The following is a 25,125-nucleotide window of genomic DNA, read 5'->3' as shown; positions in this document are numbered from 1 at the left end:
ACAACCCCCGACACACCGCACCCGACAGCGGGTTCAGGAGCCTTCCCATGACCGAATCAGCACAGCTGTTCAAAGGTGTGCACGACATCCCCGTCTACACCAACATCTTGTTCAACAAACCGCTGCGGCTGCCGGTGGCCATCAGCCTTTACGGCGGTGCCGTCCTGACCGTGGCGCTCACCGTGGCGATGCTCGACTCCGGGCACGCCCGCGCCACCCTGATCGGCGGGGCACTGATCACCGCCACCGCCGCCGGTGGCGCCGCACTGCTGCCACGTGGGCGGCCCAGCCTGGGTTTTCGCCTGCACAGCCTGTGGCGCACCGTGTGCCCGCGTGAGGCCACCAGCACCGGTGACCCGCTGCTGGCCCCCCCGCACACCGTCATCGGCAACCTCAGCTTCACCCGCCACGGCGTCTACGCCCACTACCTGCTGTCCGGCCTGCCCTACTACCTGCAATCGACGAAACGGCGCACCGGCGTCGCCGACCGCCACCAAACCCTAGCCCGCGAAATCCCCGCCGGCACATGGATCTACGGCCTCTCAGTGCCACAAAGTCAACGCCAGCTGCTGCGCGCCATGCTCGCCGGGCACCGCGACAAACCACGCTGGATCACCGCCTGCCAACAGATGGCGCCCGTGCTCGCCGACCAACACCCCCGCACCCGCATCTTCTGGCTGGCCATCCCCGTCGACGCCGGCCGCGCCGGGCACAGCCCCATGGGGCAAGCCGCCAAACTGCGCGACTGGGCGATCGGACGCGACAGAGACTCTGACAACTCGGTGGCCGCCTACCAGCGGCTGGCCCACGACGTCATCACCGCCCTGCCCGAAGAATTCACCCCCGTAGCGGCTACCGAAGACATGACCAACTGGTTCTGGCGGCACAACGCCTGGCGTGGCGTGTTCGACAACCCCATGCCGCGCCACCACACCGCGATCGGTCGTCTCGACGGCACCACACTGCCCGAGGCGGTCTTCGACACCGGTGACCAGCACCACCACCGCGGCCGCGCATTGCCACTGCACCTCGGCGCGGCGATCCTGGGTGTGGCCACCGCGGTCTGTGCTGTGGCCGGGCTGCCCGCACTGGCCGCGATCACCGCCACGGCGGCCGTGGCCGCCGCCGGCGCCTGGGCCGCCGGCATCCGCGCCGTCCCGTCGACGGTGAAAACGCTGCGCGTGGCCAGCGCCGAGGGCCTCTACCCCGACAGCTACCAAGCCATCCTGCCGGTCGTCGACATGCCCAAAGCCGGCATCGTGTTCCCCGGATCGGAATTCCTGCAAGCCCTCGACGACCTGGACACCGGTGCGGTCTTCGACTTCGCCGTCAACCTCGTCACGCTCAGCCGCGAAATGGAATCGGTGCGCAACGACCGCGCCAAAGGCAACCTCGACGACCAGTTCACCCAGCGCCGCGACGTCGCCAACGGCGACGCCCAACTACTCACCACCGCAAACCAACTCGCCGAATACCGCCGCCAACTCGACGCCAACATCGACGAACGGCCCCTGCAAGCCGCCTTCCTGATCGCCGTCGGCGCCGGCGACCAAGCCACCCTGGACTACAGCGTCAAACGGCTGCGCGAAGAACTCACCGGCTCCGGTCAAATCGCCATCCGCCACTACCGCGGCGCCCAAACCCGGCTGTGGGCCGCCTTCAATCCCGGGGTACCCCACCACAAAACCGGCGCCGACCAGTTCAGCGAACCCACCACCACCCGCAAATGGTCACGCTTCGTGCCAATCACCTCCTCGATGGTCGGCAACAGCGCCGGAATGCTGCTCGGATTCACCCGGCACAACGCGCTGGGCAGCGCGGTCCTGCTCGACCTGCCCGGCACCGCGCGCCGCAACCGCAACCCCTGCCTGGTCTGCAGCGGCGCCCTGGGCTACGGCAAATCCTATGCCGCCAAACGCATCACCCGCGCCGAAATCCAGCGTGGCGCACAAGCATTCATCGTCGACCCCGGCACCGAATGGGAAAAAGCCCTCGCCGACGTCCCCAACAAGGCCGTCATCGACATGGCCGGTGATCAGTTCAGCTGCGATCCGCTACGCACCTTCCCCGCCGACGTCGCCGCCGCCTACTGGCTGGACTACATGCTCCCGATGATGAGCCTGGACCGCCGCAGTGTCGCCGTGCAACGCCTGCGCGCCATCCTGCAAGCCGACGTCGCGGCGGCCCTCGACATCACCAGCACCGCCGCTCTCATGAGCTACATCAGCCGCATCCAGGCACCCGCCACCGGGCCCGACGACCGCGCACCGCAGGTCATCCGGCTCGCCGAGGACCTCGCCCCCATCCTGGCCGCCCTGCAATCCTGGGCCACCTACGACTTCACCCGCGCCATCTTCGATGACACCCTGCCCGTGCCCGACCTGGCCGCCCTGGATGTCACGGTCTGGCTCACCGGCAGCCTGGACCTACCCACCGCCGAAGAAATGAGCACCCCCCACCTGGCCGCCAACCTGTCGGACCGCAAGCGCGCCTCGGTCGCCATCTACGGCATGCTGGTACGCCTGGCGCGGGTCACGTTCTTCGCCGACGCGGCGCGCTTCGGGCTCATCGTCCTCGAGGAAGCCGCCGGTCTGCTCAACAGCCGCGCCGGCGCCGATGACGCCCACCTGATCAGCCGCCGCGCTCGCAAGCACTACACCGGGCTGCTGATCATCACCCAAAACCCCATCAAAGACCTCGCCCTGATGGGCGACGAATTCATCACCCAGCAACTGATCATGCCGTTCGAAAACGACGACCTCGCACGACAAGTCGCCGGCAAAGTCGGCATCCGCGCCGACGACTACGGCGACATCGAGGAATTCTTCCTCGCCCAACCCTCCGCCCACGAAATGCGCGACCCCACCGCCTTCGACAACCACGACCACGAGAACGCTGCCACCGCCGGCGACGCCCATCGCGGCCAGCGACAAGGCTACGGATTCTTCGTCGACGAATTCCGCCGCAAATCCCCCATCTGGGTCGCCAGCGAACCCGACGCGGCCGTGCACCGCGCCTACGACACCACCCCAGGCCAAGCCGCATGAACACCACCACCGCCGCACCCACCACCGTCACCGGGCGCGCCGCCGAATACCTCGGCTACCAGCTGGCCACCCGGCCCCGGCTGCGCCGCGCCGCCACCGTGTGGTTCACCCTGCACTGGCTCGCCAGCTGGTCGGTGGCGGCCGCGCCGCCGGCCGCCGCCTCCACCATCGGCGGAGCCCTGAACTGGACCGGCATCACCGACAGCTACGGCGTGCCCGTCGGCAACTACTACCTGTCCGTCGTATCCACCAGCGAAGCGATCACCAAAGCCGGCCCCGGCCTGTCCGCCGACCCGTCGAGCTGGGCGCGCTGGCTGGCCAACGCGCTCAACACCGGCCTGACCCACGAAGCCGTCGCCGAACTGCTCTCCGCCCAGGCCGCCGCCTACATCTTCATGATCACCCTGGCGCTGTGGCTGATGCGCTTCGCCATGTCCAACACCTGGCTCTACTGGCTGACCACCTGGCTGCGCCCGATCTTCGAAACACTACGCACCATCCTGGCCGACCTCTGGGTCTTCCCCATCTGTTTAACCCTGGGCCTCGGGGTCGGCGCCTACCACCTGCTCTGGCACGGCCGCAAAGGCCACGGTGCCGGAATCATGTTGTCCACCTTCGCCATCGGCGTCCTGGGCATCATGCTCACCGGCGACCCGCTCTCCGACCTCTACCGCGAAAACGGACTGCTGGCCCAAGGACGCAACCTCGGCTTCACCGTCGCCCAAGCAGGTCTGAACAACGGCGCCATCACCCCCGGCGGCGGCGGAGCCCAACTGCACCACCTGACCGGGCTCATCGCCGATGCCACCGTGCGGATGCCGCTGCAGCTGATGAACTTCGGCGAACCCATCGACAACATCGGCGGCTGCGGCCAGGCCTACACCGCCGCGATGCTCACCCCGCACGACCCCGGCGACCTCGCCGGCCCCGCGCACGCAATGACCCGTTGCGGAGCACCGCAGGCGCTGAGCTTCGCCCAACACCTCGACGGCTCCAACCTCGCACTGGGCATGTTCTACGGCCTTCTCGGTTTCATCTTCACCCTGTTCATTTGCTACGTCACCTACAGCTACGTCATGGCCTGCTGCGCGGCCCTGCTCAACGCGCTGCTCTCCGTCGTCGCCGCCGGGCCCGCCATGATCCACGGCGCGCCTCGGCGCCGCGCCGCCCGCCGCCTCACCCTGTTCTTCAAACACGCCGCCCTGCTGTTCGCCTACACCCTCTACATCTCCGTAGCGGCACTGATCGTCCTGAAAATGGCCGCCCGCGGCGGCTACGCCGACCAAGTCGGCATGACCCATCCCCTGGCCCGGCTCATCATGATCGCTCTGTTCTCCGCCGCCGCCATCGGCGCCTTTCGCTGGCTCAAACACCAACTCGGAGACCACACCCGCCACGAACTCACCCACGCCGTGACCGAACTGGCCCGCCACGGCCGCGACGGCTACCAACGCGGCCGCGACACCTACGACCGCGGCCGCGACCTGGGTGCCCGCGCACCCTGGAACACCAGTACCACCTCCGACGGCGACTCCGGCACACCGCGCACCGGCACCCCCGCAGGCGGCCGTCCCCCCGGCGGCCGGCCCCCCACCCCCGGGCGCGGGCGCAAACCCCACCCGCCGACCCCACCACGCGGTCCCACCCCCACCGCCGCCTCGCCGACCACCACATCTGCGGCCCCAAGCGCCGCTGCCGCGGCCCGCACGGCCAGCACCGGCGGCACGGCGGCACGGGTCGCCGCAACCGCAGGCACCGCCGGCGAAGCCGCCGCCACCGTGGCCGCCCCCGAAGTCGTCGCCGGCGCCGCCGTCGCCGCCCACATCGCACACAAACTCCACCGCCCCCACGACAACAAGTCCGACCACGGCCAGCCCCACCCCGCAGCATCACGCCCTACGCCGCCCAAACCCACATTCCAACCACCACCGGCCCCCGCCAACGGACGCCACCCCCGACCCATCCCACCACCCGCGGCGGCACCCGACACCGCCACACCGGGCGGCCCCGCACCCGAGCAGACACCGGTCAAAGGCCGCTAAGACACAATCCGGTGCTTGGATGACGAGGTGGCCACCGACTGGTACCGCAACGACGCATGGACGCCGCACATCAGCGCCGAGTTCGAGCGCCGGCTCGCACGTGCCCGAGCCCACAACCGGCCGGAATATCTTCGCGTCCAGGGGGTGCACCTGCAACGAGCCGGCCATATCGAGGCGGCGCGAGAAATGTGGGTGCGGGTTCTTGATCAGCCATTCGACAAAGCCGACGTCGGCGGGTACTCCCGCGCCGGGGCGCTGGAACACCTCGCCGACTCCTATGCGCAGTCGGACCCACCGACGGCCGAGCGGTGGTACCGGCGTCTGCTCTCTGAATATCCCGATTTGCAGTGCACCTCGCAGCAGGTCGAGCTGTCGCTGGCCGAAGTACTGGTCGCCCAGGCCAATCCCGCGGCCGCGCGCCAAGCCTTGCAGGCCTGGCGTGACCGCGGCGGATCGCACACCCCCGAGGATCTACTGCGCGCCCATATCGTGCTCGTCGACATCGCCGTGGCTGACGGTGACCGGCGCACAGCCCGTCAGGCTGCGCGCGGCGCGCTGCAAGCAGCCGACCTTCCGGCGCCGTTCTTCAATCACCCCCGAGTCGGCGTCGCCCACCTCGACCCCGAAACACACGCACGACTAAGGCGTTTGGCGCGTCGCCTATGGCTTCCCGCCATGTTCAGGAGATAGACGGTGTTTCAGAGCCTGCACGCGCTGGGCGACCTTCTTCGCCGCCAGCGCACCGAAATTGAATCCACGCTGGGTCACCGGGCGATGGGTGTGGCGGCCTGCGAGGTACTTGACGAGCTGGCAGCGGTGATCGCGACGGTGACTGACAAGGTGCCTGCCGACGCAGCGATCACCCGCACCGGGATCATGGAATACGGCGACAAGGCAATTGCGGCAATGAGGTTGTCGCAGAGTGTGTTTGACAAGCTGGACGAGATCCTCAAACAGGGTGGCGCCGATATTTATCAGCGCCGCCAACCGCAGATACGGTTGATCGGCCGTATCGAATCAGAGGGCTACGCCGTCGACAGCTCAGACTTCACGACGGTGCGCGACGCCAAAGTCTATGCATCCAAGGATGACTGCGATGACGCGGCGGCCCGCATACAGCTCGACGCTGAGATGATCACCCGCGGCGAACAAGCCCGCCTCTACCAGGATCGGTTACAGCGCGTCGAAGCCTCCATCGAGCGGGCCGAAGAAGAATACGCCCAGCAGATACGCCAACTCATCACTGCGTTCGAATAGCCAGTTCCTCCGACTTGTCCGAAAGGTGTTGTCTACTCGCTTCTTTTCTCCGACACCGCAGCATGTAGCCCTTCGGCCAGGTCCTGCGCGGTCAACTCGCGTAACCGTTGCAATTGCTCGTCGGTGATGTCGAGGTCCTCGGCGGCCAGCAGCTCGTCGAGTTCGGCGTTGTCCAGGCGGTCGTTGCGGTGATCGCGCGCCTTTTCCACGAGGTTGCGCACGAATCCGGCATTACCGAGTACGTCGATGCCGCGGATGAGATCGCCGTCCTCGGTGAGCTTTTCGTCGGTGTAAAACCGTTCGAAGTCGCCGCGCAGCGCCTCGACGGCCGCGTCGGTGGTGGTGTCGTCGTCCTCGGCGACCATCAGCTTGGTCAGTTCGACCAACTCCGGCGGGGTGTAGCTGTGGAACTCGATCACCGTCGAAAAACGCCGCCGCAGACCCTGATTGACCTCCAGCATGCGCTGGGTGGCCTTGGCGTAGCCGGCGCCGAACACCACCAGCTCGTCGCGGTGATTCTCCATATAGAGCAGCAAGGTGTTGATGATCGCGTTGCCGTACGGGTCGCCGGTGGAGTAGCCGCGCTCGTGCAAGGTGTGCATCTCGTCGAAGAACACCGCCCCGCCCAGGGCTGCTTCCAGCATCTCCTCGGTGTTCTTCTCCGCATCGGCCATGAAGCGGCCCAGCAGTTTGGCGCGGCTGGTCTCCACCACCAGCGGTTTACGCAGCACCTTCAAACCGCACAGCTGTTTGGTGAACGACCGTGCCACCGAAGTCTTTCCGGTGCCGGGCGGGCCGAGCAGCAGCGTGTGCCGCGAGGTCACCGGCACCCGCAACCCCACCTTGGCCCGGGCCAGGTTCACCTTCGTCGTCGAGCGGATCCGTTTGATCTCCCGCTTGGCCTGGGCCATGCCCAGCATCGCGTCCAGTTCGCCCTGGCCCTCAAGCAGATACTGGGAGGCTTTCTCGGCGTCGCGGGCGATCTCGGCGTCCACCCGGTTCGGGGCGCTGACGGGATCCCACGGATCGGTGCGTGCCTCAATGGTTTCGGGGTCGGTCAGCACCAGCCGCCGGGTAGGGTCGTCCATCGCCTCGCGGGCGGGCGCGAACTTCGGGTCCCGCGAATACACCCGGCGCAGCAGCTGTGAGGCTTCGTCCTCGCGGCCCAGATGACGCAGGCACATCGCCTGGGTGTAGAGCACCACCGTGGCCGCGGCGGGCACCCGGTCCTCGGCAGCGGCGGCGACCTTCTGTCCGCGCCGAAATGCGTCCTCGAACACCCCCAACGAGGCCAGCGCGGTGGTGGCCATCGCGGTGGCCGCGCACTCGTATGCCGGGAGCATCCACTGCTTTTCAACCGGAAACAGGCGCAGTACATCGGTCCAGCGCTGGGTGCGAAAGTGCAGCAACCCCGCCACATAGCTGTGGGTGTCCGCCTCGAACGGATCAGCCGGCACCCGCGCCGCGCTGAGCAGCTCATCGGCCTGGCTGTAGTGCTGGGCACCGATCAGCGCGGCCGCGTAGGCGCAGCGCAGCGAGAACACCGAAGACACCGGCAGCGCCAAGAACAGCCCATCGAACACCACGGGCCGGAAATCGGCCCCGAGCACTCCGAGGCGGCGCACTTCCCAGCCGAAGGTTTCCGCGGCCGCCCATGCCCCGGCCAGCACGTCGAGGCTGTCCTCACCGGCCAGCAGCCGCCCCAGCCAGCCGTCACAGACGCCGGGGTCGGCCTGGGTTGCGGACCGGAACATCTCCGCGGCCACCGTCGCGTTATGGCTGGGCACCAGCCCGCCGACGGCGATACCGGAGGCCAACAGCCCGCGGCGAAACGCGGTGCGCGCCGCAGACTCAGTCGTTGTCATGGTGGCTTTTAGATTAGGCCGCGCGCCGGGGTTTCACGGTGACCTGGCGGCGTTCTTCGCTGACGTCGATGCGGAGCCGATCAGAAATCGCCCAGGTCCGCAGCACCGCGTGATCAGGCCCGTCCTGCTCCAGATGGACATCGGCGCTGCTGGCTGACTCCGCAGACACGGTGCGCACGGTGACCACTGCGCAGGAGGGCGTCGGGCCCTCGGTGTCATCGAAGACGACCATGACCCGCTGCCCTGGCAGACAGGGGTGGGAGGCCAGTGCGGCGGCGTCGATGACCTGCAGGCCAGCGGCAAGGACTTCTCGCCATTGTTGCGGGCGGTCGGTGCGCACCAGCACCTGGTATCCGGCGGCGGCCGCGCGGCGCGCGATCGCGACCGTCAAGGCCAGTTCTCCGGCGACCGTCACATCGGCCGTCCCGGTCGGGGCGCCCAGGTCGACCAGGAGTGGGTGCCCGGTGGCCGTGGCGCCGATGATGATGCCGGTGGCGCCGATCGGTGCCCGCAGCTCCTCGTCGTCGACGATGTCGCGCGCGGGCACAGCTGCCGGCGTCTCGGCGTGGATCAGGCTGGTGCGCATCGCGACGTCGTGGCGTCCCGTCCACGGGTTCAGTCCCGTCAGCGGCGCCTCGGCCAGTGGGTAGCCGGTGTGGTAGCGCACCGCCACACCCACGGTGGTGGCGCCATCTAGGCCCGGTCGCAGCTGGATGCTGACGACCGTCGCCTCGGTGTCGGGAGCCCACAGCCGGTCGATGTTGGCGGTGGTGATGTCGTCCGGTGACATCCAGTAGGTCTGCACGTAGCCGCCGGCGTGACGTAACCGTGCCCAGCCGGGCTGCATCGCCCCCGGATCGGTCCCGGCCAGCAGCGCCTCATCGGCGGCCCGGATCTGGGCGGCATCAAGCACCCGCGCGCCCAGGCGCAGACGGTTCAGCTCGTGGGCCACCCACTCCGCCGCGGCCGCCAGGGTAGCGGCCACCGACTCCCTCCACACGATCGCGCGGGCGCTCGCGGTGGCGTCCAGGCGTATCACCAGCCAGGTCCGGCGTTGCCCGACCGCGGGATGATCTCCCACCATGCCGGAGTACACCTCCGCGTACGGGTGGTGCGTTTTGCCCGCGCGCCGCGAGCCCGCGCTGAGGACATCGATACCGGCCAGGGTGACATCGAATTGGCGCAGCGCGCCGGCCAGTGTTGTCAGCGGCAGCGACGTCATCGACACCGCGCGCGGATAATCCAGCACCGAGGGGCTGTGCGGCTGGCCGTCAACAGCGATCACGGCGACCAGATGCGTTCCCACGGCGCGGATTCCGACCGGCCCGGCACCGAATACGCGTTCGTGATCGTCGAGCTGCCCCGCCGGGGCGCCCTGGTGGGTCCGGTGCGTCCGCAGCGCCCGCCACCCCAAGGTCAGCAGCGGGGCTCCGCGCCAGCACAGCAGCGCCGCCACACTGGCCAGCACGGCGACCGCCAGGGCTGTCCACCAGCCGGGCCTGCCCGCGAGGGCCACACCTGCGCCCAACAGGGCCACGTCGATCACGAACACACACACCAGCCGCGCCCAACCCAGCGCCAGCCCCAGAGGGAACGTGGGGGTCATGACCGCGGCCCTTTGCGGATCAGGGCCGCCGAACCGAGGATCACCGAGCACAGCATCGCCATTCCGGTCACCCCGCCAGCGGCCACCCACACCGGAGTCAAATCGCGGCCCACCTTCGGCGGCGGCAGCACCAGCGGCGCCGACAAGCGTTGCGGGCCAACAGGTTCACCCGCCGGAATGTCGAACGTCAGTGCGGCCACCGGGTCCACGATGCCGTGGCCGATTTGGTTGTCCACCCCGCGCGCTGGTGCCCGCGCGGTGGCCAGCAGCCGGTTGATCACCTGGTGGGCGGTCAGCTGCGGGTATTTCGCGCGCACCAGGGCGGCCACACCGGAGACGATGGCCGCCGAGAACGACGTGCCGGTTTGGGGAACCAGCGAATTGTTGCGGCCTTCCAGGGCGTTCATCAGGCCGTCGTCGCGTGCCGACAGGCTCTCGATGTCGGTGCCCGGCGCGGCGATCGACACCCACGGCCCGGCCACACTGGATTGCACTGGCGCACCGCTGGAATCCACCGCACCCACCGTCAGCACGTAATCGGAGAACCACGCCGGGGCCACCACGGTGGAGACCTGCGCCCAGTCGCGAGGATCGTTGGGCGTCAACGGGTTATAGATCGGATTCTGTTTGCAGTCGTTGCCGCCCTCCTCCCCGACGTTGCCGGCGGCGGCCACGATCACCGCGTTACGCTCCACGGCCGCATACCGGATCGCCGCACCCAGATCACGCTGGTCGATGATGTTGGTCGACGGCATGCAGGACACCTCCGAGATGTTGATGACTTGGGCGCCCAGGTTGGCTGCGTGCACGATCGCGCGTGCCATCGTGCGGATATCCCCGGCCTTGCGCCGGGTGGCCGGGTCCTGATTGCCGGCGAACGCATCCTTGGGGCTAAACGCTTTGGAACTCTGCCGGATCGAGATCAGCTCAACCTCGGGTGCCAGCCCGGAGAAACCATCCGCCGCCGGCGGCGGTGGGGGCGGCGGGGCGGGCGGCGGCGGGGTCGGCGGCGGGTCCTCCGGTACCGAGGGCGCCTGTGGTGCCGGGGCACCCGGCATGGTGTGGGTGCCGAGCCCGGCCGGCGCGATCGCCGGTGCTGTCGCGGGCGCCGGCCTCCAGGCGGCTCCTTCGGGCGGCGGCGGCGGAGGCAGCTGCACCGTCACCGTTTGCGGCGGCGGCGGCGGAGGCGGCGCTTCGGTGGTGGGGACTGTGTCCGGGCGGCGAGGCTGGCGCGGCGGCGGCAGCGGGGTTTTGCCGTCGTTGGGTTGGGCGGCGATTAGCGAGGCCACGATGGTGCCGTGCGCGTCGCAGTCGGTCAGTCCATCTCCGCCGGCCTCGACGTAATCGCCGCCGCCGGTCAGGTTGGTCAGCCGCGGATGCGGACTGACGCCGGTGTCGATGACCGCGACTTTCACCCCGGCACCGCGCCCGAAGCGCCACGCCTCGGCCACATCGAGCATGTCCAGGAAATGCGGCTGGACCCGGTAGTCGGTGCCGGGCAACGTGCCGACTCGGGTGCAGTAGGTGCCCTGGCGCATCGGCTGATCCGGGCCTGGCGGCCCATCGCCGGGCAGCGCCCCCAGGTCGATCTCGGGCGGTGCGACCGCTGAGGCCGGCGGCGCCACCCACAACGCCGCCACACCTGCCACCGCAAGGGCCGCCGCGGCGGCGATCATCGTGTCCCGTCTCAAGGGTCTCACCTCCACCGCTACCGGTACCGGATCGCGGCCAGGACACCCATCAGCCAGAACACCAACGGGAAGATCGCGGTCAAACACACGTACTCGATCCACTCCACCACCTTGCGGAACGGCGGGGTGTAGAAGCGCCGGGGCACCACCACCGCGGCGATCAAACCGGCGACCGGCACCGCCACGATCACCGTCACACCGATCAGCAGTGCCTGCAACGACCACAGACCCAGCACGTAGCGCCCGGCCACACCGATCACCACGGCGACAGCGGCCAGCGCCAGGATCGTCGCCTGCCACCGGTCGGTGAAGGAGCGGCCCCGCAGCAGCACCGCGACCGCGACCAGGCCCGCCACCACCAGCGGGAGAACGCGCCGCGGCGCGTGCGGATCGCACAACCCCACACAGCACACCACGATCAGCGCTGCGGTGGCCACGAGCAGCCCGCTCAGATGCGCGCGCGCACGATCGGCGGACACCGTCACATCGCGCACCGAATCCGGGCCGTCCAAGGTGGCCAACTGTCCGCTGGCCACGACCTTTGTCGACGGCAAATCCGGGCGGGTTTCGAAAATCCAGCGACCGGTGGACGAGGGAAACACCGGTAGCCGGATCCCGCTGGCCAGCCGCGCGATCGTGGGCGCCAGATGCATGCCCACGATCGACACCAGCAGCAGCGCACCGAGCAGGATCGGCGCTGAGGTCACCAGTGTCATCCGCACCACCGCGACCACCGCACCGGCTAGCCCCAGCGTGATGACCGCGGTGCCCAATGCGACGTGGCGGCCGGTGAAGCGAACCGCCAGTACTGCGGCAGCCACCGACGCGGCCAACCCTAACGCGGCATGCGGTGCCCCCACCGGGCCCGGAGCCGCACTAGCGGCGCCGATCGCCGCCGGGACCATTCCCGTCCACAGCAGCGTGTCCCCTACGGCGCGCGCCGGCGCGTTTGCGTGTTCGCGGACCAAGATGGTCACCGCCGCGATGATCAACACCGCCGCTAGCGCCGCGCTGTAGGGCGCTGCCACCCAGTCCAGATGACCGTATCGCCAGCGGCCCAGCAGCGCCGAAGCCACCAGCACACCGGCGACCACGATGCCCGAACCGACCCGCGCTGCCCACTCAGCGGTGACCCCGGGCCAGCGTGTTTGCAGCTCGCGGGCCACCGCGGAGGTGACGTGCTCGACGACATCGATCCGCGCCTCGGAGTCACTGGCGTGTCGCAGCCACAACCTCGCTCCGTCGGCCACGTCCTGCTCGGTCAGTGACAGGGCCGATTTGAGCGCGCTGCCGTCCATGCGGCATAACGTCCATCGGCCCCGCGACTGCGCCCGCAGCGGGGGTTGTCCCAGTTCCTCGAGGCGCGCGGTGATCAGATCCACCAGCGCCGAGAGCTGCACCGAGACCGGCGCGCCGGCATCGAGGACTACCGAGATCTTGGTGGCTCCGGCGATGACCGCCACCAGAATCCGATCGGGCAGTCCTGGCGCCGGTGTACTCGGCGTGGCTTCGCGCGCCCGTTCCATGGTCATTCGTGCAGCGCTCCCGCGGTGGCAAATCCCTCACTTAACTGGGCCGCCAGTTGCATCAATGCTTCCCGGGTGTCTTTGCGCAGTGCCGGGAAATCCAGGGTGGGGGCATCGCGCAGGTGCGGATCCCAGGGCACTGTCAGCACCGCCTTGACGCGCTTGCTGAACGTTTCGTTGACGTAGGTCAGAAGTTTCGGTGTCGCGCTGCGGTTGGCGTCGTTGAGCACGATCACTGACCGGTGGAGCAGCTCATGGCCGCGCCGGGCCGCCAACCAGTTCAAGGTCCTTTCGATCATCTTCGCGCCTTCGACGGTGCACGATCCGATGATCATCAGCGCGTCCGAGGACGACAACGCCGCTTTGAACACGTCGCCTTTCATGGCCGCGCAGTCCACCATGGCCAGCTGGTAGATCCGGCGGGTGCGGCTGATGGTGTCGAAGAACGCCTGCTCGTCGAAAGGGAAATCGGTGGCGACGTTTTGATTGCTCGCCAGCACTTCCAGGCGTTCCCGGTTGCGCCCGGTGTAGGGCCGGGTTTTCGGGTGCGTGAGCGCGTCAGCATCGGCCAGGAATTCGCGGACCCCGACCTTCATCTCGGGGTCGATGAACTCGCCCAGCCGGCCCGCGGTGTCATCGGCGTCGATCGCGATCACCCCGCCGCCGCGGTGAAAGGCGAACACCGAGCCCACCGCCGCGGTCAGCCGGGTCTTGCCCACCCCGCCTTTCATCGATATCGCGGCGATCTGATAGTTGCCGGGAATGTTGGCGGTGATACGAGTTGTCCAGTCCCGCAGCATCTTCTCGTGTTTCCCAGCGCCCAGATTCACCAGCGTCCCGGTGGCGGTGTACACGGTTTTGCGCCACCCCATCGTGGCCGGTTCGCGGCGCGGCTTGACGACCGCGTTCGCTTCGATGGGGCGAAACGATGCACCTGATGCCTGCGGGTCCGCCCGAGGCGTCCACCGTTCTGTGGGGTCGATCGCCGGTGACCATTGCTGCGCAGGCGGCACCGGCGCGTAGCGGTCCTCCAGGCGCGGCATCTGTGGGATCGGCGCCGGGCCCGGGGGTGTGGCGGGTGGCTCGCCGTCGTGCCGGTGCGCAGTCGCGGGGTTCCACGCCCCACCCGAGCCCCACGGGCCGTTATCGGAGCCCGGGTACGAGTGTCCGGCGCCGTAGGACGGCGCCCGGGAGTGCCCGGGCGGTGGTGGGGCCTGCACCGGTGGCGGCGACGGCGCTGGGGCCTGCACGGGAGTCGGCGGCGGTGCCCGATGTGTCACCGGCGGCGGCGGCGCGAACAGCGGGGGCCGTCCCGGCGGCGGGTAGTCGCTGGGTGGGAGGGGATCACGCGGCGGTGGCGGTGCAGTTGCCTGCGGCTCGGGTATCGCAGGGTCGGGCATGGATGCGTCCTCGCTGGGGTCGGGGGCGGGCGGGCTGGGGTCGTGGCGCTCGCCAGTGGGCGGCGGCAGATAGCGTGACCTGAAATCGGAATTGTCCGTCATTTCCTGCCTTGTCGTTGGGCTCCTGCTACTGATCCTAAGGCCCGACTTCTCGCCAAACCACGCCCGATCAACATTTTTTGAGAAATATAACGGTGTTTGCTGAGACCCTGATTACCATTCTCTAGGTCGGAATCAGCAGCGATTGCTAGACCATTCGTTCGTGGGTGGGCCAGGAGCGCACGGGCACGCTGGCCAGCACCGTGATCAGGCCGTGGCGGATCTGCGTCGCGCCGCCCGGGGCGATCGCCATCCACTCCTGGCGGCTGCCGTGGGCCGGATTGAGCCGGTAGAGCGCAACGCGGCCGGCGGTGGTGTCGCGCAGATTGAGTACCGACTCACTGCCCACCGTTTCGCTATCCACATAGGCCCGCGCATAGACGCACGCCTCCGCCGCAGGCTCGTTGAGGGCGCGCTCCAGCTCGGCCAGGGCCGCGCCGCGCAGCCCCACCGCCCGCAGCGCTGCGTGCTTGCTGATGGCGCTGTTGCTCGCCTCGCCCTGGGCAGCGACCGCCGCCGTCATCTCCTCTAGTGGCACATTGAGTGCGCTGATGCGCGCGGGCGCCACCTGGTGGACCGAGTCCATCGCGGCGATGACCAATTGCGGCAAAGCGTGTTCGTCCACCGGGGCGCAGTCGTCGATGGTGATGTGCCCGCCGGCGCGCACCGCCGAGGCCCACCGGCCGCCGCGGCGGGACAGCACGATGCGCAGCTGCTCCTCAGGGATCGCCCGCCACGTCGAAGGGTCCTCGAGCATCACTGTCGGCGCCCAGTTCATCGGCCCGCGTGAGATCAGCACGATGACCTCGACGTCGGGGTGGGCCAGCACGCGCATTCGCGCGGCGATATCGGCGCGCACCACCGCGGCCTCATCGCAGATGCCCTGCTCGACCAGTACGCCTAAGCCGGGATGTGCGCCGACCCAATCCAGCGAGCGGGGCTGGCCGCAGGGGTGGCCGCGAAGCTCGGGGGCCAACTGGTCGATGCCCAGTAAGGCTTGCAGGAACCACAGACCATCGATGTTGACGGTGATATCTGTCGGCGAATTTTCGGTGCTCATCGGCAAATCGTCGTCTTCAGATGGTGACGACAGCGCGGCGGCACCTTGTGATGCCGCCGCGCTGCTGACAGTAACCGGGCTAGGCCGACATCCACGAGGAGCCGACCTGGCCGTCGGTGCTGTTCATGTTGTGGCCGGCGGCCTGCACCTTCTGGCCGTGGGCGTTGGCTTGCTCGTAGATGACCTGAAAATTGCGGCCGAGCTGGTTGATGAACTCCTGGCAGGCGGTGGATCCCGCACCTCCCCAGAAATCACCGGCGGCCAGCACATCTCGCACGATGGCCTGATGCTCGGCCTCCAGCGCCGCGGCCTGGGCCCGGACCGTGGCGCCGTGGGCGTCGACGTCGCCGAACTGGTAGTTGATCGACATGGTTGAAGTTTCTCCTGACCTCGATAAAGCGTTGGGTGGGGGTTAGCTGCTCAGGATCTGCTGAGAGGCCTGCTCTTGCTGTTCGTAGTTGGCGGCGTCGCGAATCAGGCCGTCGCGCACTCCGTGCAGCATGTTCACGATGTTGCGGAAGGCCTGATTCATCTGGCCCATGGTGTCCAGCGAGGTCGCCGACGCCTGACCGCTCCAGCCCGCACCCGAGATGTTCTGGGAGGACGCGAACATTTTGCGGGCGTCGTCCTCCACTGTTTGGGCGTGGGTCTCGAATCGGCCCGCCATGTCACGCATCGCGTGCGGGTCGGTCATAAAACGCGAAGCCATAATTGGTGCTCCTTTTATTTGCTCAGTGAAATTAGAGTGCAGTCGCTGCGACACTAATTCTATGAGCCGGTTTTGGCCTCCGGCAACGGCGGCGGTGAGCAATTTTCAGCAATTTTTGCCCAGCGCGAATTATTGGCGGCGAAGCACCTTGATCGGCGATCCGTAGCGCGGTCCGCCGGCGCCGTCGCCGCCGCGCGCACCCATCCCGGCTGCCATCGGGGCGCCGCCATACATGCCGCCGGCGGGGGCAGAGGCGGGAACAGCCGACGAAGCCGCGGCTGCACCGCCGGGCGCGGCCACCGGTGTCACCGCCCGGGCCGAACCGACCGATTCGGCGGTGCCCGCCGTCCAGGTCGCCGGCACCGACAATCCACCCAGCGATCCGGCCCGCCCGGCCATCGCTTCTACTTGCGCCCCCACCGAGGAGGCCCCGCCCAATCCCGCCAGGCCGGGTCCGCCGACACCGCCTGCGGCACCGGTCGCGCCGCCGAGCATGCCGGGGTTGCTCAGCACCGACATGAACGGACTCAGCAACGACTGGAACTGGCCCAGACCCGAGGCCGGCGACAGCCCGCTGCTCAGCGGCGAGGCAAACCCTTGCAGCACTTGAGGGATGGTGCTGACCAGCTGCGGACCCATCGACAGCATCGTCTGCCCGTCCAGCCCCGCGGGCAAACCCGCGTTGCTGAGCAGGTTGGTCGACTGCTGACCCGCCGCGTTGCCCGCGGACTGGCCCAACGCCGCGCTCTGGGCGGCCAGCCCGACCGGGTCGGAATTGGGCAGCGGCGGGGTGAACGGCACCAGCGTGCCGGTGACGCCGGCGGCGTCGGCGGCGAAGCCGTACAAGACCATGCTGTCTTGGGCCCACATCTGGTCGTAGTGAGCTTCGTTGGCCGCGATCGCCGGGGTGTTGAAGCCCATGAAGTTGGTGGCGACCAGGGTGGCCAGCTGCGCCCGGTTCTGGGCGATCACCGGCGGGGGAACGACACCGGCGCGGGCGGCCTCAAACGCCCCTGCGGCTTGCGTCGCCGCCCCCGCGGCAGCCTCGCATTGGGCGGCGGTGGCCATCATCCACACCGCGTAGGGGGCGGCGGCCAACGCCATCGAGATCGACGACGGACCCAGCCATGCCGTGCTGGTCAGGGCCTCGATCACCGCTTGGAACGCCCCGCCCGCGGAACCTAGCTCGGCGGCCAGGGACTGCCAGGCCGCCGCCGAGGCCATCAACGGCCCCGACCCGACGCCGGCATACATGCGCCCGGAGTTGTACTCGGGCGGCCCCCCGTAATCGACCATCAGTGCTACGGCGCGAAAAGCGCTTAGACCATCGCCACGGCGTTGAGGGCCTCAGAGGCTGCATACGTGGCCGCGGAGGTGCCCATGGTGGCCACGAACATCTCGTGGATCACCGAGCCGATCGCCTGGGTGACCTGATAGACCCCCGCGTGGGTGCCGAACGCAGCGGCCAGCAGCACCGAGGTGGGCTCCGGTGCCGGGGGTACCACCCCGAGCGTCGGGGCCGCCCCCGCCGCGTTGCCCGCGGCCACCGCGGAGCCGATCGAGGCCAGTCCCGAGGCTGAGGACTCCAGCCCCGCCGGTAACGCCGTGACAAACATGCACCCTCCCGAAAACGCGACGAACGTACCAATCTATTGACTTGAGTCTAACGGTGCCGACGTCCCTACGTCTGGGTCACCGCGGATCAATTTTGGCGACTTCAGTGTCCGCGACCTGCACGTATATTCCCGCTTCGCCCGATTCGGCGCTATTCATCAGGAATCCGCGACCGGGGATCATCGTGTGGCCCTTCCATTTGTGCTGCACGAAGCCGGCGTCGGGATCGGAATCCATGATCAGCAGCTGAGCAGACGATTGCCGCAGCGCCCGCAACATCGGATTAGCTCCGGTCCCCGAGCTGAAGGAGCCGAACGCTTGGGTGTAGATGATGTGGAAGCCGACATCGCTGCCGACCTGCACAAATGGCTCCATAACCGCCAGTGGCGAGTCGTAGCCCGCTGGGATCCGCTCAGCGTCATCGATCACCAGGAAGATCTCGGGCCCCTGCCAACTGCGCGCCATGATCTGGCCGCCACTGTCGGGATCATCTTGGGGCAGCCGCGCGGCCAGCACGCTGGCCAGCTCCGCCATCCTGTTCTTCACGCCGTCCACGGTGGAGGCAAAGCGGTACACCCCAGCAGGGCCCAGCACCGCATGCAGCTGGCGGCGGGGATCGACCAGCCATACCTGCGCCGCCGGACGGCCCCGCTCCTCGCCCGCTCCGTCCAGGGCGTAGAGGCGGGCGATCTCGGACAGGACCGTCGCGCACACCGTCGTGCGCCCACACTTGCCCTGCCCGGCGATCACCAGATGACTATCCGTGTCGAAAAACACCGGGGACTCGGTCTCGCTGAGCGCCCACATGATCGACGAGGGGTAACGCGCGTCGCTGCGCGCCCGCGAACGCAACGATGCCGGCGACAGCCGGGCCGGTAGGCGGCGCACCCTGGGCGCCGCGGTGAATTCGCTCGCGACCCGGCTCACCGCCTCGGCCACGCTGCGTGAATCGAAATCCTCTGCCGCGCTGGCCGCCATCGCCGGCCGGGCCATCAGGGTGTGCAAACCGCCCGGCTCCGAACCAGACTGCACGTAGTTCTGCGCGATCATCCCCCGGCCCGGCCGATCCGCGGGGATGGCCGCAGCCAGCCGCGGCTTCGGTAAGTCCGTGACATCATGAATCTCGTTGGGACGTAGCCACACCCGCGACCCGAACGCGCCGCGCACGTGGACTCGCAACTCAGCGGGCCGGTTCACGGCGGCCACCACGTGAATGCCGAAGGTTGGGCCCTCGAGGATGAGCCGGTCCACCGTGTCCATCAGTGCCTCATAGGCGTGGTTGAGAGCCCCGTAGTTGTCGATGACCAGAAACACATCGCCATAGCCATCGGCGGGGACCTCTGCGTCCTCCTGACCAGACTTGCGCCGCCGGAACACCTCCATCGACATCACCCCGGCTTGCTCGAAGCTGCGTTTGCGGCTTGCCAGCAGCTCGGCCATCTCCGCAACCGTGCGTCGCACCCCGTCGCCGTCGAGGGCCTGCGCGACCGCACCGACGTGCGGCAGACCCGCCACCGTCGCCAGCGCCGCCGAGGAGAACGCCAAACAGTAGAACTGCACCTGCTCGGGAGTGTGGGTCATCGCCGCCGCGCAGATCAGATCCTGCAGGGCTGTGGTTTTTCCCGACCCTTGAGCGCCCACGATCACCACGTTGGCGCCCGGGCCTGACACGTCGACGACCAGCGGGTGCTGGTCATGCTTGAATGGCCGGTCCACCAGCCCGATCGGGAACACCAGGTTCGGGCGTGCGGCATATTCGGTGTCCCACCGGCGCCCCAGAAACGTATCGACGAGCCGCTCGATGGTCCACGGCGCATCTAGGGGAGGCTGCCACAGCCGGTAGGGCTCAAACCGGACCCGGCGCAGCTCGTCGATGATCACCCGGCCCACCTGCGGGCGCATCAGCGCACTATCGGCCGCCTCGGCTTCGTGCTCATCTCGCGCCGGCTCCTCGACACTGTCCTGCGCCGGGTCTTCGTCGAAGTCATCAGGTAGCGGCAAGGGAGTGAAATCGGTGCCGAATAGCTGCGGAGCGAAATAGTTCACCGACGCCGGCACAGCATCCTCACCGGTGGTGAAATCCTCGGTGCCCGGCTTGCGGTACTCGCGCCACAGATACTCCCCCTGAAACCTCACCAGCGAATCACCCACCGCCAAATACGCCTGGCCATTCTTGGGCAGATGTATCGCATTCGGCACCCCGACGAGCGCCGCATCGCTCTTCGAATTGAGCGCCAGCGGTATCTTGTAGCCCATATTGTTGATCAGCTTCTCGGCGCGGTTGCCGAGCTCCTGGCTGGCCATCAGCAGATGCACCCAGTACGCGCGGCCCTGACGGCACAGCTGAATCAGCACCTCGTCGATATCCGCGGCGATCCGGTACAACTCGGCGAACTCATCGATCACCACCATCAGCACCGGCAGCGGCGGCAGCGGATCAGCATCTCCGCGCGCCAACTGATCGGCGCGCTTCATGTTGTACATATTCGCGTCGTCGGCCTCAGCCAAGTCGCACAACGCTTTTCGGCGCGCGATCTCCCCCCACAGCGCCTCGACGAAGCGGCCGAGCAGGTTCTGGTCCTCTTCCAGGTCGGTAATGATCTGCGCGACATGCGGAACACCGGCGAATGGCTTAACCCCAGCGCCGCCTTTGAGGTCCGCGAGCAGAAACTGAAGATTCTGCGGCGGATGGCCCAACATCAGCGACTCGATCAACGCCCGCAGCATCGTCGTCTTGCCCGAACCGGTGGTGCCCACCATCACCCCATGCGGGCCTATCCCACCTTCAGCCGACTGTTTCAGATCGAGAAACAGCAGCTCGTTGTTATCGGCGCGGTTGCCGATCGGCACCTTCAACCGTTGCGCCGAGTTATTGATGTCGCTGCGCGACTCCCACAACCGCTCGAAATCAATATTGGCCGGATCATCAATCCCATAGTGCGCCAGAATGTCTCGCGCCATGAACCGAGACGCCGCATTCACCTCGATCGACTCATAAGCCTCGGCCAGGCGCCAGCGCGCCATCCGCTCAGCGAACACCTCAACCTCATCGCGGCTCATCTGATCAGCCACCGCAAAAAACTGGCGCGCATCCGGCAAGGCATCCCAGGTCTTCGGGTCACGCGGCACCGCCGTCACCACGGCGTCCTCCCGCACATGCAGCACCCGCGCCGGCTCGGCGCACGCCGGCACCTCACCGCAGCCGCGCAGATCGAAAAACGTTATCCCACTGACCCCCGCGGAGTTGCCCAACACCTCCCAGCCACCCTCGACATCACACACGACCACCGTGTGCGGCAGCGGATCGATCGGGGTCTTCATCAGCTTATGCCTGCTCACAAACTCCCCACGGCCCCGCAACCCCATCGCATCGGCCTGAGCCTCCACAAAATCGGCCACCGACCCGTACACCATCCGCACCGGCCCCGCGCCATCCTCGATCACCGGATCCCCCACATGCGGCAGCCACTTCACCCAATCCCACTCGGGCACATCAGCGGTGACCACCACCAGCCGCAGATGATCCGGGCCGTGCCAAAACACCAACTGGCACAAGACCGCCCGCATCAACGCCAACACCCGCTCTCGCGGACCACGCAACTCATAGCCCGGCTCGACCATCAGCGACACCAACGCCGGAACCCCGTAGGCCACCGTCTGATACCGCACGAACTCCTGCAACACCTTGCCGGTGACCGGCTCGAGCTCGATATCACTGGGCATATCTTCAGGCTCTCTGAACACCGCGGCCGCCGACTCCTGCAAGTCGGTCATCCCGACCCCGACCCGCACGACCCCAAACCAGCTGTCAGCGCCGCCATCGGCGGTGCGCTCCCACATCCGCACCCCACCCAACGCCGACTCCAGCGTCTGCGGCGCCGGGTGATACCAGCGGTAATGCTCCCCCAAACGGTCCGCGGCCGCCGCCGCCATGTCGCGCTTCTCGTCAATCGTCAAGCAGTACCGGGCACGCAGCGCATCCAACTTCGCGCGCGACATGTCCTGAGAACCCCGCCCGCTGAACAACATCGCGAACAAACCTCCGACCATCATGATCGGAAACAGCGACCCCGCACCGGTAAACGAGCGCGCCCCGCCGGCGAAACTCATCCACACCATGCCGCCCACCATCGCCATCAACCCGATGACCAACGCCACCGACCACAACGGCTTACCCTGCGGAACAGGCACTCTCACCGGCGTCGGCAACTCAACTTCCACCGACCGCAACGACGGCGGCTCGGCTGGCTTCTGACGCGCGAACGCATACTTCACTTCGGGACCTCCAACTGTCCAGGACTCAGATCCACCGGCAAACTGTTGTGGCGCACCAACGCATCCGCACGGGAAAGCACCGGGCCCTGAGCCAGCAGACGCAACACCAGCCACGGCGCAGGGCTGGGCCCAAAGCTTTTCGGGTCCAACCCCAACGCCCGCAACGTGTCATCTTCGCGCGGTATCCCGAACCGCACCCCCGACTCCGAGACCCACCACAGCGACTCCGCAGTCACCGACGACACCGAATTACCCGTCGACACCACATAATTGGCGAACCCCGGCCCGAAGAACACCCGATCGGCCTGCACCGCGGACTCCGGACCTTTCACCAACTCCACAACCTGATCAACATGTGCCTCAGCGACCGGGATACTCGCCCCGGCAATCAGCGCCGTGCTCGCCGCCGACTCACCCACCACACGCTGCCACTGCCAGCACGCCACCGAACTGAGCGCACTGTCCACCAGATGCACCGGGGAGACCGGAAACGCCGACAAATCAAGCGACTTCACCACAGGTAACTTCGCCAGCACCGTCCCAGCCACCACCGGGGCCGAAGCCCCCGCGTTCTGCAACACCTGCGCCACCACCGGCGAGATCGGCTGAATACCGTCGGCCAGCACCACCGAATACGCCGTCTGCCCACCCACCTGTGGAGTCGCCACCACCGCACCCACCGGCCCCGGCGCATCAGCAAACCGCGCCGCCGAACCCGCAGCCGGAATCACCGGCACCGACAACTCCGGCCCCACCGGCACCGCATCCAACAACGCCCGGCTCATCGGCCGCGCCGCAGCCAGCGCATCCTCGCCCACCCCCAGCGCCAACAACACCGCCCGCGCGCCCCGGTTAATCAACGACCGCCGACCGTCACGGATCAGCCACACCTGATCGCCGAAGCGGCGCACCAGCGCCTCCTCAGCCCCCAGCACATGGCGGCGTACCCCCAGATCCGGTTGACCATCAATGACCGTCACAGCCACCGGCTCGGGCGCCCCCGCCCCGAACGCCTTGGTGATCTCATCGCACACCAGCCACGACGAACGCGCCGGAGACACCGGTGACATCTCTTGCGGTGCACCCGGAATACCTACCAACGCCCCGCGCGGACGCGCATCGATTTCGCTGCGCCGCACCCGATCCGGCGTCGCCGGCTCCCCCGCGATCAGACGCGCCGACGCCAAATTCAACGCTGGATACAGCTTTTCGCCCACACGCACATACAAAGCACCTGAATTCTGATCCGCCAGAATCCGCGACGTCCCCGCCGAACTTGCCGGACGCACAAACGACCAAAACAGCGCGCCCAGACACAGCACCGCCGTCAATGTCACCCCGGCCAACACCGCCATCGACTGCCGGCGGCCCGGCTCGGTCTCCATCCGCACCCGCCGGCGCGTCATCGCCAACACCGCTCGCCGGGCCATGAACATGTGCCCCGAGACCTGAAGGCGTGTCGACAGCCCCAACCCACGGCCACGCGCAGAAGCCGCCGTGGTCGTTTCATCGGCCGAATCAGCCATCCCAGCAATGCCTTTCGATTACGTCCGACACATTCACAGACCTCCCGCACCCACCGGGGATGGGCTTCGCAGGCGAGTGCCCCACGAAGTCGCCGAGACCCGTGCTTGCCACATCTTGTTGAGCTTCACCGCTTCGTCTCCGCCTCGTACAGCAAGACCGCTTCACGCACAACGAGCCCAACGCTGTAGCGCTGTCTGCGGCACATGACTGAGGCACCCTTCACCCACTGGCACAGCGCGGAATCCACGGCCCCGACAGCCTCGGCGGCCTCGGCCCAGCCAGCATCGCCGGCGCCGAGTCGACTCACCATGTCCTCGAGCCAAACCAACGGCCGCGGGTGTTGGGAGGCGGTATAGATCAGCGCGGTCAGGGCCCCCTCGGCGATCTCACGCCACAACCCCTTCTCGTCAAAATCCACAGGAGCACCCGCCAACCGAGGGACATCGGGTGTCGTGGCCATCAGAAGGCTGTTCGCCAAAGCCCTCGCCTCGCTAGCCGACATCAGCGGACGCAGCTCTTCAACGCGCACGGCTGGCCGTAAAAGCCCTATCTCCTCTATTCTCGCGACCACGACGGGCATGAAGATCATCAACGACGCCGCCAAATACACCGGCCACCAATGCTTAATCGTCCCGTCGAACAACAGTTGAAATGTCTCTCCGAACGTCGCCGACATTGGTCAAACCGCCTCGTGTGCAATGATTTTCAAGGAACTGATCGCAAATGTTGCGTCCACCGGGTCGGTGCCTTCGCCGCTGCCGCGACCCGGCCCGCCTCCCATCGGCGCCGTCGAGGTCGGCGGAGTTCCTGGGTCGCCAAACAGGCCCGGCAAAGCACCCGGTACAGACGGACGCGGCGCGGTCGCCGCCGGGTCTGCTGGTGGACGCGAGGTGAATCGGATCAGCATCCGAATACGTGACGCGAGAATGTGTTTGATCGGTTTCACAGCCGGTAGGACTCCCCGCCGTGCGGGAACCCGCCCCCGTTGGTCGCGATATGGACATGGTCCATATGGTTCTGCGTCGGCGAACCCCGATTCTCCATCAAACTCGACGACCCATCCGGGTTGTGAATCGTCTGCTGCCAAATCACGTGATTAATGTTGAACTGGCCCCGGTGCGCCATCGCGAACCGCATCACCGCATCACCGAGCGCCTTACCGTGCGCCGAGGTCGGATCGGGAATCATCACGTCGATCGCCTGGCCATTGGGATGCCACTTCAGCGAATCCGGGCGGACTCCGCCAATCGTGCGGATCTCGGGGAACGCCGCCGACACCGCGCGAGCCGCCAAAATCGTGTCCCTCTGCAGCCCCTTCTCCGAGGCCACACCCGGGCCCAACTCACCGCCCACCGAACGGCCGACCACACCACCCGCCGAGCCGACCGCGCCGCCCACACCGCCGAA

Annotated in this window: 19 protein-coding genes; 4 read left to right on the top strand and 15 right to left on the bottom strand. The window is 67.7% G+C overall.

The window, feature by feature from the left end:
• Positions 1–47: 47 nt before the first annotated feature.
• The 4 genes from AC5Y46_RS24020 to AC5Y46_RS24005 are packed head-to-tail and all read left to right on the top strand — an operon-like array spanning position 48 to position 6,346.
• Positions 48–3,047, top strand: coding sequence for an ATP-binding protein (locus AC5Y46_RS24020; protein ID WP_499993488.1), 3,000 nt, complete (start codon positions 48–50; stop codon positions 3,045–3,047).
• Complete coding sequence (locus AC5Y46_RS24015; RefSeq protein WP_499993486.1) at positions 3,044–5,089, top strand: hypothetical protein; 2,046 nt, start codon at positions 3,044–3,046, stop codon at positions 5,087–5,089. The genes AC5Y46_RS24020 and AC5Y46_RS24015 overlap by 4 nt, the downstream gene beginning before the upstream one ends.
• 15 nt (positions 5,090–5,104) lie before the next feature.
• The gene (locus tag AC5Y46_RS24010; protein ID WP_499993484.1) at positions 5,105–5,779 is read left to right on the top strand and encodes a tetratricopeptide repeat protein; all 675 of its coding nucleotides are present in this window, start codon (positions 5,105–5,107) and stop codon (positions 5,777–5,779) included.
• A 3-nt stretch (positions 5,780–5,782) separates the two neighbouring features.
• Entirely contained in the window at positions 5,783–6,346 is a 564-nt protein-coding gene (locus tag AC5Y46_RS24005) for a hypothetical protein (protein WP_084954029.1), read from the top strand.
• Between the two features lie 32 nt (positions 6,347–6,378).
• Here AC5Y46_RS24005 and eccA read toward each other — a convergent pair whose 3' ends face one another.
• From eccA to AC5Y46_RS23930, 15 genes are all read right to left on the bottom strand, one after another.
• The gene (gene eccA / locus AC5Y46_RS24000) at positions 6,379–8,211 is read right to left on the bottom strand and encodes a type VII secretion AAA-ATPase EccA (protein WP_499993482.1); all 1,833 of its coding nucleotides are present in this window, start codon (positions 8,209–8,211) and stop codon (positions 6,379–6,381) included.
• 13 nt (positions 8,212–8,224) lie between these two features.
• Complete coding sequence (gene eccE / locus AC5Y46_RS23995; protein ID WP_499993481.1) at positions 8,225–9,817, bottom strand: type VII secretion protein EccE; 1,593 nt, start codon at positions 9,815–9,817, stop codon at positions 8,225–8,227.
• A complete protein-coding gene (gene mycP / locus AC5Y46_RS23990; RefSeq protein WP_499993514.1) occupies positions 9,814–11,493 on the bottom strand; it encodes a type VII secretion-associated serine protease mycosin in 1,680 nt (559 codons plus the stop codon). Before mycP ends, eccE begins: the two co-directional genes overlap by 4 nt.
• 32 nt (positions 11,494–11,525) lie before the next feature.
• Complete coding sequence (gene eccD, locus AC5Y46_RS23985) at positions 11,526–13,040, bottom strand: type VII secretion integral membrane protein EccD (RefSeq protein WP_499993480.1); 1,515 nt, start codon at positions 13,038–13,040, stop codon at positions 11,526–11,528.
• Positions 13,037–14,536 carry a MinD/ParA family ATP-binding protein gene (locus AC5Y46_RS23980; RefSeq protein ID WP_139813845.1) on the bottom strand — a complete coding sequence of 500 codons (1,500 nt, stop codon included), beginning with the start codon at positions 14,534–14,536 and terminating at the stop codon, positions 13,037–13,039. Before AC5Y46_RS23980 ends, eccD begins: the two co-directional genes overlap by 4 nt.
• Before the next feature lie 145 nt (positions 14,537–14,681).
• Positions 14,682–15,593 (bottom strand): ESX secretion-associated protein EspG, encoded by a 912-nt coding sequence (locus tag AC5Y46_RS23975; RefSeq protein ID WP_084954039.1) that lies wholly within the window; start codon positions 15,591–15,593, stop codon positions 14,682–14,684.
• A 79-nt stretch (positions 15,594–15,672) separates the two neighbouring features.
• Positions 15,673–15,963, bottom strand: a complete 291-nt coding sequence (locus AC5Y46_RS23970) for a WXG100 family type VII secretion target (protein ID WP_084954041.1) — start codon at positions 15,961–15,963, stop codon at positions 15,673–15,675.
• A 42-nt stretch (positions 15,964–16,005) separates the two neighbouring features.
• A complete protein-coding gene (locus AC5Y46_RS23965; RefSeq protein WP_084954042.1) occupies positions 16,006–16,302 on the bottom strand; it encodes a WXG100 family type VII secretion target in 297 nt (98 codons plus the stop codon).
• Positions 16,303–16,431: 129 nt separating this feature from the next.
• Positions 16,432–17,598, bottom strand: a complete 1,167-nt coding sequence (locus AC5Y46_RS23960; protein WP_499993479.1) for a PPE family protein — start codon at positions 17,596–17,598, stop codon at positions 16,432–16,434.
• Positions 17,599–17,621: 23 nt separating this feature from the next.
• The gene (locus tag AC5Y46_RS23955; protein ID WP_473140105.1) at positions 17,622–17,918 is read right to left on the bottom strand and encodes a PE family protein; all 297 of its coding nucleotides are present in this window, start codon (positions 17,916–17,918) and stop codon (positions 17,622–17,624) included.
• Positions 17,919–17,994: 76 nt separating this feature from the next.
• Entirely contained in the window at positions 17,995–22,191 is a 4,197-nt protein-coding gene (gene eccCa / locus AC5Y46_RS23950; protein ID WP_499993476.1) for a type VII secretion protein EccCa, read from the bottom strand.
• Positions 22,188–23,717: a type VII secretion protein EccB gene (gene eccB, locus AC5Y46_RS23945; protein WP_499993474.1), complete on the bottom strand. Its 1,530-nt coding sequence runs from the start codon at positions 23,715–23,717 to the stop codon at positions 22,188–22,190. The genes eccCa and eccB overlap by 4 nt, the downstream gene beginning before the upstream one ends.
• Positions 23,718–23,842: 125 nt before the next feature.
• Positions 23,843–24,394: a hypothetical protein gene (locus AC5Y46_RS23940; RefSeq protein ID WP_499993472.1), complete on the bottom strand. Its 552-nt coding sequence runs from the start codon at positions 24,392–24,394 to the stop codon at positions 23,843–23,845.
• A gap of 3 nt (positions 24,395–24,397) precedes the next feature.
• Positions 24,398–24,664: a hypothetical protein gene (locus AC5Y46_RS23935; RefSeq protein ID WP_499993471.1), complete on the bottom strand. Its 267-nt coding sequence runs from the start codon at positions 24,662–24,664 to the stop codon at positions 24,398–24,400.
• On the bottom strand, positions 24,661–25,125 hold a 465-nt coding region (locus AC5Y46_RS23930; protein ID WP_499993468.1), incomplete at its 5' end, for a VldE C-terminal domain-containing protein. The genes AC5Y46_RS23930 and AC5Y46_RS23935, both read right to left, overlap by 4 nt.

The sequence above is a fragment of the Mycobacterium sp. NGS59 genome (genome assembly GCF_059812345.1).
This window is presented reverse-complemented; position numbering and strand designations above follow the sequence as displayed.

Excerpts from the sequence above, each read along its gene's own strand:
- AC5Y46_RS24020 (WP_499993488.1), top strand. The coding sequence starts at position 48 with ATGACCGAATCAGCACAGCTGTTCAAAGGTGTGCACGACATCCCCGTC.
- AC5Y46_RS24015 (WP_499993486.1), top strand. The coding sequence starts at position 3,044 with ATGAACACCACCACCGCCGCACCCACCACCGTCACCGGGCGCGCCGCC.
- eccA (WP_499993482.1), bottom strand. The coding sequence starts at position 8,211 with ATGACAACGACTGAGTCTGCGGCGCGCACCGCGTTTCGCCGCGGGCTG.
- eccE (WP_499993481.1), bottom strand. The coding sequence starts at position 9,817 with ATGACCCCCACGTTCCCTCTGGGGCTGGCGCTGGGTTGGGCGCGGCTG.
- mycP (WP_499993514.1), bottom strand. The coding sequence starts at position 11,493 with ATGATCGCCGCCGCGGCGGCCCTTGCGGTGGCAGGTGTGGCGGCGTTG.
- eccD (WP_499993480.1), bottom strand. The coding sequence starts at position 13,040 with ATGACCATGGAACGGGCGCGCGAAGCCACGCCGAGTACACCGGCGCCA.
- AC5Y46_RS23980 (WP_139813845.1), bottom strand. The coding sequence starts at position 14,536 with ATGACGGACAATTCCGATTTCAGGTCACGCTATCTGCCGCCGCCCACT.
- AC5Y46_RS23975 (WP_084954039.1), bottom strand. The coding sequence starts at position 15,593 with ATGAGCACCGAAAATTCGCCGACAGATATCACCGTCAACATCGATGGT.
- AC5Y46_RS23970 (WP_084954041.1), bottom strand. The coding sequence starts at position 15,963 with ATGTCGATCAACTACCAGTTCGGCGACGTCGACGCCCACGGCGCCACG.
- AC5Y46_RS23965 (WP_084954042.1), bottom strand. The coding sequence starts at position 16,302 with ATGGCTTCGCGTTTTATGACCGACCCGCACGCGATGCGTGACATGGCG.
- AC5Y46_RS23960 (WP_499993479.1), bottom strand. The coding sequence starts at position 17,598 with ATGGTCGATTACGGGGGGCCGCCCGAGTACAACTCCGGGCGCATGTAT.
- AC5Y46_RS23955 (WP_473140105.1), bottom strand. The coding sequence starts at position 17,918 with ATGTTTGTCACGGCGTTACCGGCGGGGCTGGAGTCCTCAGCCTCGGGA.
- eccB (WP_499993474.1), bottom strand. The coding sequence starts at position 23,717 with ATGGCTGATTCGGCCGATGAAACGACCACGGCGGCTTCTGCGCGTGGC.
- AC5Y46_RS23940 (WP_499993472.1), bottom strand. The coding sequence starts at position 24,394 with ATGTCGGCGACGTTCGGAGAGACATTTCAACTGTTGTTCGACGGGACG.